General features: G+C 35.4%; 14 protein-coding genes. 7 read left to right on the top strand and 7 right to left on the bottom strand.

Going from position 1 to position 17344, the window contains the following annotated elements:
* The first annotated feature begins 215 nt into the window (after nucleotides 1–215).
* From FN756_RS04065 to FN756_RS04075, 3 genes are all read left to right on the top strand, one after another.
* A complete protein-coding gene (locus FN756_RS04065; RefSeq protein ID WP_142601704.1) occupies nucleotides 216–1673 on the top strand; it encodes an arginine deiminase family protein in 1458 nt (485 codons plus the stop codon).
* Nucleotides 1674–1712: 39 nt separating this feature from the next.
* On the top strand, nucleotides 1713–2609 hold the full coding sequence (ctlX, locus tag FN756_RS04070; RefSeq protein WP_246085420.1) for a citrulline utilization hydrolase CtlX: 897 nt from the start codon (nucleotides 1713–1715) through the stop codon (nucleotides 2607–2609).
* 89 nt (nucleotides 2610–2698) lie between these two features.
* Nucleotides 2699–4084 (top strand): type III PLP-dependent enzyme domain-containing protein, encoded by a 1386-nt coding sequence (locus tag FN756_RS04075; protein WP_142601707.1) that lies wholly within the window; start codon nucleotides 2699–2701, stop codon nucleotides 4082–4084.
* A 90-nt stretch (nucleotides 4085–4174) separates the two neighbouring features.
* Here FN756_RS04075 and FN756_RS04080 read toward each other — a convergent pair whose 3' ends face one another.
* The 6 genes from FN756_RS04080 to gatB form a co-directional block, all read right to left on the bottom strand.
* Nucleotides 4175–4894 carry an RluA family pseudouridine synthase gene (locus FN756_RS04080; RefSeq protein WP_142601709.1) on the bottom strand — a complete coding sequence of 240 codons (720 nt, stop codon included), beginning with the start codon at nucleotides 4892–4894 and terminating at the stop codon, nucleotides 4175–4177.
* Nucleotides 4895–4966: 72 nt separating this feature from the next.
* A complete protein-coding gene (locus tag FN756_RS04085) occupies nucleotides 4967–5896 on the bottom strand; it encodes a glutaminyl-peptide cyclotransferase (protein WP_185955171.1) in 930 nt (309 codons plus the stop codon).
* A 298-nt stretch (nucleotides 5897–6194) separates the two neighbouring features.
* The gene (locus FN756_RS04090) at nucleotides 6195–7232 is read right to left on the bottom strand and encodes a sensor histidine kinase (RefSeq protein WP_142601712.1); all 1038 of its coding nucleotides are present in this window, start codon (nucleotides 7230–7232) and stop codon (nucleotides 6195–6197) included.
* Complete coding sequence (locus FN756_RS04095; RefSeq protein ID WP_142602182.1) at nucleotides 7229–7915, bottom strand: response regulator transcription factor; 687 nt, start codon at nucleotides 7913–7915, stop codon at nucleotides 7229–7231. The genes FN756_RS04090 and FN756_RS04095 overlap by 4 nt, the downstream gene beginning before the upstream one ends.
* Before the next feature lie 98 nt (nucleotides 7916–8013).
* Complete coding sequence (locus tag FN756_RS04100; RefSeq protein WP_221929009.1) at nucleotides 8014–8481, bottom strand: TlpA family protein disulfide reductase; 468 nt, start codon at nucleotides 8479–8481, stop codon at nucleotides 8014–8016.
* A gap of 99 nt (nucleotides 8482–8580) precedes the next feature.
* Nucleotides 8581–10044, bottom strand: a complete 1464-nt coding sequence (gatB, locus tag FN756_RS04105) for an Asp-tRNA(Asn)/Glu-tRNA(Gln) amidotransferase subunit GatB (protein ID WP_142601715.1) — start codon at nucleotides 10042–10044, stop codon at nucleotides 8581–8583.
* A 180-nt stretch (nucleotides 10045–10224) separates the two neighbouring features.
* Here gatB and FN756_RS04110 point away from each other — a divergent pair, with 180 nt between their 5' ends.
* The 4 genes from FN756_RS04110 to FN756_RS04125 all read left to right on the top strand — a co-directional run bounded on the left by FN756_RS04110 (nucleotide 10225) and on the right by FN756_RS04125 (nucleotide 14481).
* Nucleotides 10225–11607, top strand: coding sequence for a sensor histidine kinase (locus FN756_RS04110; RefSeq protein ID WP_142601717.1), 1383 nt, complete (start codon nucleotides 10225–10227; stop codon nucleotides 11605–11607).
* Between the two features lie 232 nt (nucleotides 11608–11839).
* Nucleotides 11840–12652 carry a serine O-acetyltransferase gene (locus tag FN756_RS04115; RefSeq protein WP_142601719.1) on the top strand — a complete coding sequence of 271 codons (813 nt, stop codon included), beginning with the start codon at nucleotides 11840–11842 and terminating at the stop codon, nucleotides 12650–12652.
* A 56-nt stretch (nucleotides 12653–12708) separates the two neighbouring features.
* Nucleotides 12709–13593, top strand: coding sequence for a cysteine synthase CysM (cysM, locus tag FN756_RS04120; RefSeq protein ID WP_142602184.1), 885 nt, complete (start codon nucleotides 12709–12711; stop codon nucleotides 13591–13593).
* A 105-nt stretch (nucleotides 13594–13698) separates the two neighbouring features.
* On the top strand, nucleotides 13699–14481 hold the full coding sequence (locus FN756_RS04125; protein ID WP_142601720.1) for a cyclase family protein: 783 nt from the start codon (nucleotides 13699–13701) through the stop codon (nucleotides 14479–14481).
* Between the two features lie 62 nt (nucleotides 14482–14543).
* On the opposite strand, the gene alaS is transcribed toward FN756_RS04125, so the two are convergent.
* Nucleotides 14544–17165, bottom strand: a complete 2622-nt coding sequence (alaS, locus tag FN756_RS04130) for an alanine--tRNA ligase (RefSeq protein WP_142601722.1) — start codon at nucleotides 17163–17165, stop codon at nucleotides 14544–14546.
* Between the last annotated feature and the right edge of the window lie 179 nt (nucleotides 17166–17344).

Consider the following 17344-nt stretch of genomic DNA (forward strand, 5'->3'; position numbering starts at 1 on the left):
AATCATCCATTTTAAATTACAACTCCCTGACTTTGTAAGAAAATAAAATGCTTTTTTAAAATTCCATAATTTTCAAAAACCTAGTTTAAATCATTTAAACACATCAAATAGCCCAATTACCGGTTCTACGGGCTTTTTTTTGAGGGAGGGTGTAAAAAGTTAATGATTTATTATATCGATATTTGATATAGATTTGTGCTCCAATTAGTGTTTTTATGAGTTCAATAAATGTAGAAAATAAAATAAATGTAACATCTGAAGTCGGCACCCTACGTCGTTTATTAGTACACAGTCCGGATAGCGGATTGGGGAAAGTAGTTCCTTCAAAAGCTCAAGATTGGCTATTTGAGGATATTGTTCATTTAGATACCATCCGAAAAAAGGAGTACGATTACTACGTTAAAATTTTGCTTTATTTTCTTGATCCTGAGAAAGTCAAAGGGAAGCTTAATCAAATAGATTCAGAGGAGTCAAAACGTGTTTTTTTTAAACCCGATAACGCAAATTTTCATCATTCAAGTAAAGTTGTCGAGCTTCAAGTACTATTATCTGATATTCTAAAAGAAAAGAACATCAAATTAAAAATGGTGGCTTCAGTTTGTGCTTTAGAAAATTGCACTTATGAGCTCCAATCAGAATTGATGGCTATGCCGCCGGTTGCGCTTGCAAAAACACTTATTTCAGGATCAATCGATGAGGAGCGCATGATCTTTGCTCCGATTCCGAATTTCATTTTCACACGCGACATCGGTATTACCATCAATAATTTTATTTTATTGAATAAACCGGCTAAACAAGCACGCTCACGCGAGTCTTTGTTGGCTAAATATATTTTCTTTAATCATGAAATCTTTGCTGATTACAAAGAAAACATCATAGAAATTCCGGAACATGTTCATCATTTCCTTCTCCCCAATGAAGAAAATCAAGATCGCCGGATTACGTTAGAAGGCGGTGATGTGATGGTAGTAAGCAAAGATCACGTACTCATTGGATGTAGTGAACGTACCTCACTTTATGCTTGTAACCAGGTTGTAAAAACACTATTCAAAAAAAATGTGGTGAAGAAAGTTACGGTCGTTAAGATTCCTAAAAAACGTGATTTTATGCATATTGACACCATCTTCACCCAGGTTAAACGCAATATGTGGGTTTTATTAGGATCATTAGGACGTAAATCAGATGCCATAAACGTTCGTGTTACTGAAATCATGGAAGAGTTGAAAGATGTGAAGAAAGATGATAAGATTCAGATTATGCAATTCAATATTGCTAATCCGCTTCAACCAACTTACTTCGAATATTTAGAAGATCTATTAGATGATATCAGCAGAAATGATCTTGGAAGTACAGAAGAAACCAGGTTTATTTATTCAGGAAACAACAAATTTCCGTATGATGCCCGTGAACAATGGACCGACTCTTGTAATCTTTTAGCTTTAAGGGAAGGTGTTGTTGTAGGTTACGATCGAAATGATAAAACTGAGGAGGCATTTAAAGAAAATGGCTTTTCATCTATTCATGCGCACGAGTTGCTTAAAAAATTAGAAAATGGTGAGCTAAATCCTGAAACGATGACTGACACTATTATTCTTATGCCATCTGCTGAATTATCTCGAGCAAGAGGAGGTTTTCATTGTATGAGTATGCCGCTGTTAAGAGATGAGGTCTAACTTTAAAGATTAAAAATGCAAACAACCAATCACATATTAATGATAAGGCCGGTAAGTTTTGGCTTTAATGAAGAAACTGCTCAAAGCAATGCTTTCCAAGTGCGTAACGATGAGCAAAATGAAACGGTACAACAAAAAGCACAAATAGAGTTTGATGGTTTTGTTGAAGTGTTGAGAGCAAATGGTGTGGATGTAACGGTGGTGAATGATACTCAAAATCCACATACGCCTGATTCTATTTTTCCCAATAATTGGGTTTCATTTCACAACGACGGAACGGTTATTCTGTATCCTATGCAGGCTGTAAATCGTCGTTTGGAACGTCGTACGGATATTTTGGATCAATTAAACACTCATTTTGATCTTAAAAAAACGATAGATTTCAGCCATTTTGAAACTGAAAGTCGTTTTTTGGAAGGAACCGGAAGCATGGTTTTAGATCGTGATAATAAAATCGCTTATGCATGTCTTTCACCTAGAACCGATGATAAAATACTGAATGAATTTTGTAAGGCCGCTGGTTATAAAAAAGTAGCATTCATTTCAGTTGATGATCAAGGAAAACAAATTTATCATACTAATGTAATGATGTGTATAGGCGATAAATTTGCGGTGGTTTGCTTTGATTCAATTCCGGATCCTGAAGAAAAAGAAAACGTTCTTGCCTCTCTTGTAAATTCAGGTAAAGAAGTGATTGAAATTAGCTTTGAACAGATGAACAAATTTGCCGGAAATATGTTACAAGTCCTGGGTAAAAATGGGGAAAGTTTACTAATTATGTCGGAACAAGCCTACAAGTCATTAATGCAAGAACAAATAGCAAAACTAGAGCAATTTAGTAAGCTGGTTTATGCACCAATTTATACGATTGAAACCAACGGAGGAGGCAGTGCACGCTGTATGATGGCCGAAATTCATCTGCCTTTTAAAAATTAATTGTAAATTACTATCTATTAGCTCTTTTAGTTTTTCTTTCTAAACTAATAATTTATTACTAAAACTTATATTTGCGCAAATTTTAAAGAATGCAGAGTTACCAGGAATTCCTTGACCTAAGCGTTGGCTTCCCTCAGGATGGTTTTGATATCATCGATGATGAATTATATTTTAATGATCTAAACCTTATGGAACTAATTGAAACGTATGGTACTCCCCTACGTTTTACTTATGTGCCATTGATTTCTAAAAAGATTCAACAGGCCAAATTGTTATTTCAAAAAGGTATAGTGAATAATAATTATCGTGGTAGATACATTTATACTTACTGTACAAAGAGTTCGCATTTCCGTCATGTCGTTGAGGAAGCGTTAAAAAATGACATTCACTTGGAAACCTCGTCAGCATTTGATATGCCGATGATTGATGCACTCGAGAAAAAAGGCGTTGTAAGTAAAGATGTTTATGTAATCTGTAACGGATTTAAAACCAGTCAGTACAAGCAATATATTGTCGATATGATCCATGATGGATTTACCAACATTATGCCTGTATTAGATAATAAGGAAGAGTTTTATTTCTATGATGATGAGCTCGATCAGGAGTGTAACCTTGGGATACGTATTGCATCAGAAGAGCAGCCCGATTCACAGTTCTATACCAGCCGTTTAGGCATTCGTGCGGAAGATATCATTGACTTCTATCATAATCGAATTGAAAAGAATCCGAATTTCAAGATTAAGATGCTGCATTTCTTTATCAATTCAGGTATTCAGGATTCTCCTTATTACTGGAATGAGTTGGAAAAATACGTAACTCTTTTCTGTAAGTTCAAAAAAATCAATCCAGACCTTACCATGCTCGACATTGGTGGAGGTTTTCCGTTTAAAGATTCGTTGGTTTTCGATTTTGATTACGAATACATGACCAATGAGATCATTAAACGTATCAAAGAAATCTGCTCGGAGCATGATGTTGAAGAACCGGATATCGTTACTGAGTTTGGTAAATATACCGTTGCTGAGGCTTCTGGAATTTTATATAAAGTATTAGGTCGCAAACAACAAAACGATCGTGAAAGATGGTTAATGTTAGATGGTAGTTTTATTACCAACTTACCTGATGTTTGGGCCTTAAATCAAAAATATATTCTTCTTCCAATAAATAATTGGGATGCAGAATACGAACGTGTAAATCTTGGAGGTATCACCTGCGATGGTCAGGATTACTATAACCAGGAAGCACATATGAACTCTGTGTATATGCCTAAAACACGTAAGGTTCAGTATTTAGGATTTTTTCACACCGGGGCTTATCAGGATGTATTGAGCGGCTATGGAGGCATTCATCATTGTTTAATGCCAACACCTAAACACATTCTTATTCGCCGTAACCGTGATGAAACATTTAACTATGAAGTATTTGGCGAAGAGCAGAATTCTAAGCAGGTAATGAAACTTCTCGGTTACGCTTAATCATAAGTTATCCGGAAAATAGTATAAGTTTTATAAAAAATGGCCTCGAAATATTCGAGGCCATTTTTTATAATGAGTTTTTTTAAATCTCTAACTATCGAATTTATCTAATAGTTTTATGAAGGTAGCAAAGTCTTTAGGGTACTCAGCTTCAATCGTAATATTTTCGTCATTCGGAAGAGCAAAAGTTACTTGCTTAGCATGTAGTGCAAAACGCTTAATAAGCGGTTGTTCCTCTTCATCTTTTGAAAACTTATATCCTTTTTTTATAGCTGACAATTTAGGATTGTGGCCACCATACATTTCATCAGCAACAATAGAAGCCCGCTGAGTAGCCAAGTGAATACGAATTTGGTGCATTCTACCCGTTAATGGTAAGCATTCAACCAGAGTAAAATGCTTATAATATTTTAAAGAGTTAAAATAGGTTTCAGCTCGCTTACCTTCATAACGATCAATGGTTACGTTTCCTTTTCCTAGGTTTGCGATAGGCAGATCCACTAATTTATTATCGAAAACATGAGTGCCTTCAATAACTGCATGGTATACTTTTTTAACTTGTCGGTGCTCAAACTGCATAGAGATGCAACGATAAGCTTCAGGATTTTTAGCAAAAATCAAAGCCCCTGAAGTTTCTTTGTCTAGACGATGACAAATTTGTGCTTCATCCCAATATCTTTTAGCCATTCGAAGCAAATTCAATTCACCACCATTGCGCTCATCAATCGATGCAAGAAATGGGGGTTTATTTACAACGATTACATCATCATTTTCAAAAATTATAAGATCTTTAAACTGCGGAAACTTCATGTCGCGAATTTAGGAAAATAATAGTAGATGATTACATAGATTATTCTTGTATAAATTCATCTATTCGAACAATCAATTCTGAGCAATTACTTTGTTTGAATTAGGAGAGTTAACTTCTATTTCAAACATTTTTGGCCAGTTTTTACCCGTTACAAAAAAATGTTTACTTGTTGGATCATAAGCTATTCCATTCAATACATCTATTTTCGGATGTTTGTCGGCCTCTGTTAGTAAAGAAGAGAGATCTAAAAAACCTAATACTTTGCCAGACTCTGCATCAATAGAAATGATGTAATTGGTTTGATAAACGTTCGCGTAGATTATTCCATTAACATACTCCAATTCATTAATATCTTTTATTGAAGTGCTATTCGAATACACCTGAATGTTTTTTACATCTTTCAATGTAATCGGATCCATGAATGTTATACATTCAGAACCATCTGTTTTGAGCAAGTATTTATCTGTGTGAGTCATCCCCCAACCTTCGCTAGTTTTTGGGTAATTAAAGGTTTTTTCGATGGCAAAGGTTGATAGATTGCGAACGTAACCCACGCCTTCACGGTAAGTAAGCTGATAAATTTTATTATTGAAAATGGTAATTCCTTCTCCAAATTTATCTTTATCCAAGGCACTGCATTTCTTAACCTTTCCATTTTTCAAATTCACCAATCGAATGTCTGAAATGCCATATTCTCCTGTACTTTCATATAATTTTCCATTATGAAATTCTAAACCTTCTGTATAGGCTTTAATATCATGAGGATAAGTTTGAACAACTTTATAGTTTAATTGAGCCGGAGCTTCATTCGAATAAATAGTAAAATTTGAAGTAATAACCTGTTTGTTTTGCTTTACAAAAATTTCAGCGGTTAACTGGTGTACTCCTAGTCCAACTATATTTGCATCTAGTCTAAAAGAAGAAGAGTCTGTTGTATTTTTTAATCTGTTACCATCTACTTTATAAACAATCGAGTCAGGAGCTGAGGTAGCAGTTTGCAACTGTATTATTAAAGGTGTTCCGGAAACTAATAGACTTCCATCATTTGGACTAACAAAGTGGTCAGCAGGATTTTCTGGATTCGAATTTTGAGAAGGAGTTTGTTTACACCCACTGATAAACAAACAAAAAGCAAGAACAAAAGATATTCTTGCAACATTTTTTTGAAAACCTAACATATGGAGGCAAAGAAAGTAAAAAAGGTTAAAGGTTAAAAGATTTAAGGTTATTAACTTATACGATTGCGAATCAATTACATTAGCATCTTGCCTTTAATCTTAGGATCTAAACCTTAATTAACTATGCTTTTTTTAATGTAAAACCAAAAGTGGTTCCAATGCCTGGACTACTGCGAACATTGATGGTTTGATTATGAGCCTCAATAATGTGTTTCACAATTGCTAATCCCAAACCAGTTCCTCCTCCACTTCGCGATCTACTTCTGTCGACTCTGAAGAATCGTTCAAATAATCGAGGAATGTGCTCTGCTTCAATTCCAATACCATTATCAGAAACTTCAATCAAAATATTTTCATCCATATCATACAAACCAAGCAGTGTGCGACCGCCAGTATTTCCATATTTAATGGAATTAGAAATTAGGTTTACCAAAACCTGACGAATACGTGATTTATCGGCCTCTACAATGAACGGGGCATCGGCCCCTGCTTTAAAGCCAAACTCGATTTGCTTTTCTCTGGCCATAAACTCCAATGAGTCGAAAATATCTTTGGTAAGGTCATGAATATCAAACGTTTCCATTTCCATGGTCAGGTATCCTGACTCCAATTGAGAAATTGATTCAAGATCTTCAACCAACGCAGCTATACGGTCGGTACTTTTGGCAGCTTTTGTAAGAAAATGTATGTTAATATCAGGATCATCCATTGCCCCTTCTAGCAAAGTATGTATATAGCCTTGAATATTAAAAATAGGTGTTTTAAGTTCATGCGAAACATTTCCCAAAAACTCTTTCCGAAATTCTTCGTTCTTTTTTAGTTGCTCAATTTCTACTGTTTGATCTTCGGCCCATTTCAAAACGTCTTTAGTGACTTCTGAAATAGGGTCTTCAATTATCCCAAAAAGAGGAGGCAACAATGGATCACTCTTTTTAGTTTTTAATTGATGTATACTTTTGTAGATGAGTTTTATCTTTCGGTAGATAAAAAATTCTAATGCATAGAGTGTAAGCAGGTACGAAATTGCAAATGTTAACGCACTGGAAATACTTACTTCAAGCCATTTTGATTGAAAAATAAGAGAAATAACGCTGACCACACAAGTTAAAATAGTAGCCGTAAGAAAAGCAATAATGCGTGGTGTAGGATTCTTTATCATAGTTCAAATTTATAGCCGACTCCCTTTACAGTAGTTACATAGCTATCGCCTAATTTTTCTCTCAATTTACGGATATGAACATCAATGGTACGGTTTGTAACTACTACAGAATCCTCCCAAATGTTCTTTAGAATTGTTTCTCTTGTATATACTTTGCCGGGTTTTGAAGCCAACAAATACAGTAATTCAAATTCTTTTTTAGCTAATACTATTTTGGTTCCACCTTGATACACCACAAACGCTTCACGATCAATTACCAAATCACCAATTTCTACTTTATTTTCAAAAGAATCTTCAGTAAAGGTATTTCTTCGAAGAATAGCATTAATACGGCTGATTAAAGCACGCGGTTTTATCGGTTTAGCAATATAATCATCAGCCCCAACATTAAAACCTGCAATTTCGGAGTATTCTTCGCTGCGGGCGGTTAAGAATACCATAAACGTATTTTTAAACTCAGGCATGCTACGCATTAATCGACAGGCTTCAATACCATCCATTTTGGGCATCATTATGTCCAAAATGATTAAATCAGGTATTACTTTCCTGGCTACGGTTACAGCTTCCTGACCATTACCAGCCAAAAAAACCTGATAGCCTTCCTTTTTGAGATTATACTCAATTAGTTCAAGAATATCTGGTTCATCATCGACAATCAGAATTTTCTGTTTCGGATTATTCATATCTAAATTTTCCATAAAGGTAAATTGCTAATTGAAGAAATGTGTTAACCAAATATTAAGATATTGTTAAGAGGTAAGGTCAATTTAATATACAATCTTTATTTATTAAACAATTTTTTCATGAATTGTTTTAATTCATCTCCATGAAGGTTTTTAGCTATAATCATCCCCTTGGGATCAATAATACAAGTGGCTGGAATGGCATCAATTCCATAATCTCTTACTGCCTGAGATTGCCAGCTTTTCAGTTCACTTACTTGAAGCCAGGTGATGTGATCATCCATTATGGCTTTTACCCAATTTTCCTTTTTTGTATCTAAAGAAACTCCAAAGATCTCAAAATTTTGATCTTTATAGTCGGCATACAATTTAACAACGCTTGGCATTTCATTGCGACATGGAGCACACCATGACGCCCAAAAGTCAATCAAAACATATTTACCTCGCAATGATGAAAGTGAGAGCATTTTCCCATTTACATCCTGGAGACTGATTTCCGGAGCCCGATAACCCTCCTCGTGACCAATAGGAAGTTTAACAGTATCAACGGTTGAAACAACTTTCATTGTATCTGTTTCCGCTTTAACGCTTTTGGCTTGTTTAGATTGCGAGCATGCGATACATAATAACAGTGCGATAACTAGCGCGGTGCTTTTCAACATTTCTTACTTTAATTTTTGAAGTTGATCAGTTAGTAATTTGTTTGCTGATTTAGGATCAATTTTACCTTTGCTTAATTTCATAACTTCACCCATAAACAAACCTGTAAGATTTTTCTTACCTAAGTGATATTCCTTTACTTTATCAGGATATTTGGTTAATACCTGATCAATAAAACCAATTAGTTCTGTATCATCTGAATTTATAAAAAGGCCAAGCTCTTGGGCGATTTGTTCAGGTGATTTTGAAGGATTAGCAATTAATGCAGGAAACAAGGTTTGATTTGCAACCGAATTATTAATTTTTCCAGAATCAATTAAATCAATTAAATCAGCAATTGCTTTTGATTTAATCGGAAATTCTGCTATCTCAATTGAATGTTCGTTTAAATACGATTTTACTGCACCCATCATCCAGTTAGCAGCGGCCTTATAGTTTTGAGTAAACTGAGTAATGCATTCGAAATAAGCTGCTATCTCTTTATTTTCGATTAAGTTGCCGGCATCATATTCTGTCAACCCGAGCACTTCTATGAATTTAGTAAATAACTGTTCAGGTAACATTGGCAGCTCAGCCTGAATTTTGGCTATATATTCATTCGTTAAGCTGATTGGAGTAAGATCTGGCTCCGGAAAATACCGATAATCATTAGCCATCTCTTTACTGCGGAGAACGGATGTTGTTCCGGTTGATGCATCAAAATTTAAAGTATTCTGATCGATAACTTCCCCTGCTTCAATCAATTCAACCTGACGCTTAAACTCATGTTCGATAGCTCGTTGAACATTGCGAATGGAATTCATATTTTTCACTTCACAACGATTACCGTATTTATCGGCACCTTTTAACCGAACCGAAATATTGGCATCACAGCGCATACTTCCTTCTTCCATATTTCCATCGCAAATTTCAAGATAACGTAGAAGCTTGCGAATTTCTGTAAGGTACAATGCAGCTTCTTCCGCACTACGAATATCGGGTTCCGATACAATTTCAACTAAAGGAACCCCTGCCCTATTTAAATCAATAAATGAATCATAGGGATCTTGGTCATGCATACTTTTACCAGCATCCTCTTCCATATGGATACGACCGATACGAATGGTTCTTTTTGTACCATCTTTTAGTTTCACAACTATGTGTCCGTCATAACATATTGGAGCCGTATCCTGAGAAATCTGATATCCTTTTGGCAAATCAGCATAAAAGTAATTCTTCCGAGCAAACCAGTTTTGCTGGCGAATAGTGCAGTTGGTTGCTAATCCCATTTTAACCGCATACTCTACCACTTTTTCATTTAATTTAGGAAGAGTACCAGGATGACCTAGGGATATAACATTGATATTTGTATTAGGAGCAATGCCAAATTGGGCAGAATCACTAGAAAATATCTTACTCTTTGTGGCTAATTGGGCATGAACTTCCAAACCAACAACCACTTCATATTTATCGTAGACGGTTGACAACATAACTTTCTACAAAAATAGTAGAATATGTGAATCTATAATGATCTGAAAAATGATATTTTAAAACACCATATATTGTTTATTATTCTTAATATTTTAAACACTCTTTTTTTTGATTAAAAATATGGATATTGAATAGGTGATCATATTCAAGAGTACTAGCATAAATACTGAAGTAATAAGATGAAGTTATTCAGAAATATCTTTAAAGAAATTAGTGGTAACTATAATAATTACACCCTTGAAAACAGAATATTTAATTTAGCATGCATTATCAGTATTGTTTTCATTTTAGGAACAATCGTAATTAATATAGTAACCAATCTATTTCCGTTAACCATTCTGATGGCAATAATTGGTGAAATTTTTCTTGTTTTTTTGTATTATCAATCAAGAGTTAAGCATCGATTTAAGCTTTCCACTATCTTATTTATTATTTTTGGTTATCTCCTGAGTATAATCACATGGTTTAACTCTGGAGGTAGTGAAGGGCCAATGATTATTGTAGTATTATATCACTCCATTGTAGCCCTTATTATTACTGATGAGAAGTATCATTTCGTAATTGGATTTGTTAGTATTTCAATCTGTATTGCGTTATATTCGGTTGAATATTTTTTCCCTTCTACTATTGATCCATATCCTTCAAGGCACATTCGTTATCTGGATTATTCCAGCACGTTTACACTGATTTACATTTGCATAGTATTCATTCTTTCCGCCGTTAAAAAAAATTACAAGTACGAACGCTACCGGGTTGAGAAACAACGGGAAGAGATTTCTTTGCAAAATAAATTAATAAGCAAACAGTATAAAAATCTTGAAAATCAAGATCTTATAAAAATCAAGATTTTTTCGATCATCGCTCATGACCTTCGCGGCCCTTTAACCTCATTACAAGGCTTACTTAATTTATTAAATGAGAAGCTTATTTCTCCCGAAGATTTTAATGCATTGTCTATTGAACTTACTGAACGTGTTGACCAGAATATGCAGTTGCTGGATAATTTACTGTATTGGTCTAATACTCAAATGCTTGGTCAGCGTATCAGTCCATTAAACATCAATATTTACCCGATGGTGGAAAGTTTTTTTCAATTGCTTAAACCTGAAGCTGATAATAAAAAAATATCCTTAATTAATAATGTTGCAAGTGATGCTTCAGCTTATGCTGATCCGAATATGATTAAAGTGGTAATTCGGAATCTGCTTTCTAATGCGATTAAGTTTACCCATAAAACAGGTCGAATTGTAGTAAATACACGACGAACCCCAGATAAATTAATTATTATTATTGAAGACAATGGCATTGGAATGAGTAAAGAACATCAGCAAAAATTGTTTAGCATGGATCATTTCTCAACCGTCGGAACTGCAAACGAAGTGGGTACCGGGTTGGGGCTTATTCTTGCCAAAGATTTTGTCGAAAGAAATGGTGGAAGAATATGGGTTGATAGTGTACTTGGTCAGGGTAGTCGTTTTAGTATATCAGTTCCTATAAACATGCAGTATAGCTTAAATTTAACTGAAAACATGAATAGTACAACTGAAAAAACGGATTCATAATCTGTTTTTGTCTATTAATTTCTTATTTCTATCCTATTTTTGGCATAACCATTCTTGATTTTATAGCTCAAAAAAAATTTCAGATCAGAAAAAACATGGACTAATGTTTGTGCTTAAAAATTGTATACACCACCTTTCGAATTACCAAATTCCTATTAATCAATTAAATATTTAAAAAAATAAAAAGTTAATTCACAACAATGTTTCCTAGATATTTGTAGTAATTATGAGCATGGATAAACAATTTTTGTATAAGATATTTGATAAGGGTCAAAACACTTACACCTTTCCTTCTAATAAGAAGGTTTGTAAACAAGCGGAGCAATTATTCAAATTGCTATTTCCTGAAAAGACAAATCAACGTATACAGTCATTTGAAGAATTACAAGAAAAGTTTACGGAGTGTGAATTGAAATGGACAGCTTTACTTTCAACCATGCAAAATCATCTTTCAGAAAATGCAGCAGATTTGTCGGCAGCATTAATGAATAGTTTGCCTGAAATATATGAAACCTTACTTACTGATATTGAGGCTATTCATACTGGTGATCCGGCTGCCAAAAGTGAGTTCGAAGTAATTCGGACCTACCCTGGAGTTTTTGCAATTTCTTATTACCGTTTGGCCCATAGCATGCATAAATTAGGTATTCCATTTTTACCACGCATTTTAACTGAATACGCGCATTCAAAGACAGGAATTGACATTCATCCAGGTGCTAGAATTGATAAGTATTTTTTCATAGATCATGGTACCGGAATTACAATTGGCGAAACCTGTATTATTGGCAAACATGTAAAGTTGTACCAAGGAATTACATTAGGAGCGTTAAGTGTAAGTAAAAATCTTGCTAGTACCAAACGTCATCCCACAATTGAAGATAATGTGGTTATTTATTCAGGAGCTACCATTTTGGGCGGTGAAACAATTGTTGGTCATGATTCAATTATTGGTGGTAATGTTTGGCTAACAAATAGCGTTGCTCCTTTCTCAAAAGTTTATCATCAAAGTAATAACAAGCATTTCACTCAAGACATAACCGAATAACCATTTGTTAGTAACAGCTAAATATTATGATGCAGACCGACACAGCTTCTCATAGCATGACCAAACTTATAGACCTAATAGGCAATACACCTCTTATTGAAATCACCCGCCTTCATGATAACCCGAAAGTGAAGATTTATTGTAAGTTAGAAGGAAATAATCCTGGCGGAAGCGTTAAAGACAGAGCTGCATACGGAATGATTAAAGGCGCGTTGGATAGAGGGGAAATTGGACCGGGTATGAAATTGATTGAGGCTACCAGTGGCAATACGGGCATTGCATTGGCAATGATAGCACGTTTATTTAATTTAGACATTGAACTGGTGATGCCAGAAAACTCAACACGTGAACGGGTTTTAACAATGGAAGCTTTTGGCGCCAAAGTTACCCTCACATCAGCTGAAGGTTCTATGGAAGAAGCTATTGATTATGCAACTGCTCAGGTTGAAAAAGGCACCCATGTAATGTTGAATCAGTTTGGAAATCCGGATAACTATGGCGCACACTATCAAGGTACTGGCCCCGAAATTTGGAGAGATACTGAAGGTACTATTACTCATTTTGTTTCATCAATGGGGACTACAGGTACAATAATGGGTGTGTCGAGATTTTTAAAGGAGAAAAATCCAACTATACAAATTATAGGCTGCCAACCAACTGACGGCTCCAGAATTCCGGGGATTCGTAGATGGCCAAAAGAATATTTACCAACAATTTTTGAGCCTGAACGTGTTGATAGAACAATGGATATTTCTGAAGAGGAAGCTACAGCCATGACGCGTAAAATGGCGAAAGTAGAAGGTCTCTTTGCAGGAATGAGTTCAGGGGGCGCAGTGGCCGCTTCTTTGCGGTTAGCCAACGAATTGGAAGAAGGCGTGATTGTTTGTATTATTTGTGATCGTGGTGATAGATACCTTTCATCTGATCTATTCGGTGTATAAATTTTTCGATCAGGATAAATTATGATCCTCACAGTGCTTATAACTTGTGGGGATTTTTTTCTAAACAGGAATACAGTCTTTTTATTTATAAAATCAAATATGACGATGAAAAAGCTGTTTTATTACTCAACTGCTATATTTTCCATTTTCATATCGACCAGTTATGCTCAATTGGAAAATAAGAAAATCATTGATCTCTCCTATCCATTTGATTCCCTTACAATTTTCTGGCCTACAGAAACGGGATTTCAGTTAAATACTGAGTTTAAAGGCACTACCGATAAAGGTTACCATTATGAGGCCAATACATTTTGTTCTCCTGAACATGGCGGCACACATATGGATGCTCCTGCACACTTTTATGCAAACAGACCAACAGTTGATAAAGTTCCTCTTGAATCATTAATAGGCAATGCTATTGTAATTGATGTTTCAAATAAATGTATGGACAATAGAGACTACTTGGTAAGCATTCAAGATTTTATGGATTGGGAGACTAAAAATGGGCAGATTAAAACAGGTACAATAATTTTGTTAAAAACAGGTTTAGGCAAGTATTGGCCAGACAGAATTAAATACATGGGTACAAATGAAAGAGGTAAAGAAGCTGTTAAAAAACTTCATTTCCCTGGTCTTGATCCCAAAGCGGCAACCTGGCTTGTAGACACTAGAAAAATTAAAGCCGTTGGAATTGATACGCCGAGCATTGATTTCGGACAGTCAACTCTTTTTGAAACTCATGTTATATTAACAGAACATATGGTGCCCATTTTTGAGAATGTTGCAAATATGAATCTTCTACCAACAAAAAGCTTCTCAATCATTGCTTTGCCAATGAAAATTGCCGGCGGTAGTGGAGCTCCGTTACGCATTATTGCCTTGCTGTAAACAAAAAAGCGGAGATACAACTTTGATATATCTCCGCCAAACTGAATATAAATCCGAAAATATTATTTAGAAACCAGTTCTTTTGCTTTATCCAATGCTTTTCTCAAACCACTTAGATTTTTACCTCCAGCGGTTGCATAGAAAGGCTGTCCTCCTCCTCCCCCTTGGATTTCTTTGCCTAACTCACGCACAATTTGAGAAGCATTAAGGCCTTTGTCGGCAACCAGGTTATCAGAAAGCATAACTGTTAAATTCGGTTTGCCGTCAATATCGGCTGCAATAACCAAAAAGAGATTATCGATTTTGGCTTTCATCTCAAATGCTAAATTTTTAATGGCTTCTGCTGAAGGAATATCCAATTGTTTAGCAATGAAATTAACTCCATTAATATTTTCAACTTGTTGAGCTAGTTCGTCTTTAATGTGTGATGCTTTCTGAAGAATCATTTGCTCAATATCCCTTTTCAACTTGGTATTTTCATCAAGAATGGCTTGTAAGCCTTTTAGCACGTCCTGATTCTTAACCAGGCTACGTACTTCATTTACAATTTCAAGCTGTTCATTCATAAAAGCTTCAGCTTTACTTGCTGTAATGGCCTCAATACGACGCACTCCGGCAGCAACAGCACTTTCAGAAACAATTTTAAATTGACCGATTTGTCCGGTTGCTGGTACGTGTATACCTCCGCACAATTCTTTAGAGTAACTTGGATCAAATGTAATCACACGAACAAAATCGCCATATTTTTCACCGAATAAAGCCGTAACACCTGCGTCAACTGCTTGCTGAAATGGAACGTTACGTTTTTCATTCAGAGCAATATTTTCACGGATCTTTTTGTTAACAATTTCTTCAATCTGCTTGATTTCCTCATCAGTAACTTTAGCAAAATGGGAGAAGTCGAAACGTAATTGCTCGGCATTTACCAATGAACCTTTTTGATTCACATGTGAACCTAGCACTTGTTTCAATGCTGCATGCAATAAGTGAGTTGCAGAATGATTATTAGCTGTTTCTTTTCGTTTATCTGAATCGACTTTAGCGATGAATGACTTTGTTAAATCTTCTGGCAATGCATCAGTAAAGTGGATAATCAGGTTATTTTCTTTCTTGGTATCGGTAATGAAAATGATCTCATTAGCATTTTCCAATACTCCTGTGTCTCCTACCTGACCACCGCCTTCAGCGTAAAAAGGCGTTTTCGTTAAAACAATCTGGAACTGTTCTTTACCTTTCGCTTTTACTTTACGATATTTAATGATAGTAACTTCAGCTTCAAGTTCGTCATACCCTATGAATTCCGTTTCTTTTTCAGCGCCAACCATTATCCAGTCACCGGTATCAATAGCGGTTGCAGCGCGTGAGCGGCTTTTTTGTTCTTGAAGATATTTGTTAAAGCCTTCCATGTCAACTGTCCAGCCCATTTCTCTTGCTAATAATTGGGTAAGGTCAATAGGAAATCCGAACGTGTCATAAAGTTTAAAAGAAAACTCGCCCGACACTTCTTTTTTAACAGATTTAACGGATTTAATATATTGTTCAAATTCTATAATCCCTTTTTCAAGAGTACGCAAGAATGAAGTCTCTTCTTCTTTTACAACCTTCTTAACAAAGTCTTTTTGCTCTTTTAGTTCATTGAATACCCCGTCGAATTGTTCGGCTAAAAGATCAACCAGTTTATATAAAAACGGCTCTTTTAAATTAAGGAATGTATAACCATAACGTACCGCTCGACGTAAAATGCGACGAATCACATAACCGGCTCCGGTATTTGAAGGCAGCTGCCCATCAGTAATTGTAAACGAAATGGCACGAATATGATCGGCCATTACGCGCATGGCAATATCCGTTTTTTCATCTTTTCCATAAGCAATACCACATTGACCAGCAATAAACTGAATCATCGGTTGGAAAACATCGGTATCGTAGTTTGAAGTTTTACCTTGTAAAGCCATGCACAAACGTTCAAAGCCCATTCCGGTATCAACGTGTTGAGCAGGAAGTTTTTCCAATGAACCATCCGCTTTACGATTAAACTCCATAAAAACGTTGTTCCATACTTCAACAACTTGTGGATGATCATTATTTACCAATACTTTTCCATCAAGTTTTGCGCGTTCTGCATCAGAACGTAAATCAATATGAATTTCGGAACAAGGACCGCAAGGACCCTGATCGCCCATCTCCCAAAAATTATCTTTTTTATTACCGTAAAGAATTCTGTCTTCGGCAATGTATTTCTTCCAAATATCTAATGCTTCATGATCAGGGGCAAGATTTTCTTTCGCATCACCTTCAAAAACGGTTACATATAAGCGATCTTTTGGCAAATTGTAAACTTCAGTAAGAAGTTCCCAAGCCCATTCAATAGCTTCTTTTTTGAAATAATCACCAAAACTCCAGTTGCCAAGCATCTCAAACATAGTATGGTGGTAGGTATCGATGCCTACTTCTTCCAAATCATTATGTTTACCAGAAACCCGCAAGCATTTTTGAGTGTCAGCTACGCGTGGAAATTTCACAGGAGAAACACCAAGAAAAATGTCTTTAAAAGGAGCCATACCCGAATTGATAAACATCAGAGTAGGATCATTTTTTACAACCAAAGGTGCTGAAGGAACAATTTTATGTTGTTTGCTTTCAAAATAATCGAGGAATGCCTTGCGTATGCTTCTAGAATCCATTTTTGTAATTTTGACCAAAAATAATGCTTTAGTTGAATAGTTTGTTAGTGAATTAGCGTTTTTAGAAGGATTTTGTAATCGCATCGAATTAACCATACAATTCTTAGCTTCATTATTCATTTTAATGTTTTTTATGCAACAATACTAACTCCTTTTCGTTCAAATAACCGTTGATGAAT

This window comes from Solitalea koreensis, assembly GCF_900182575.1.
GTDB classification, from domain to species: domain Bacteria; phylum Bacteroidota; class Bacteroidia; order Sphingobacteriales; family Sphingobacteriaceae; genus Solitalea; species Solitalea koreensis.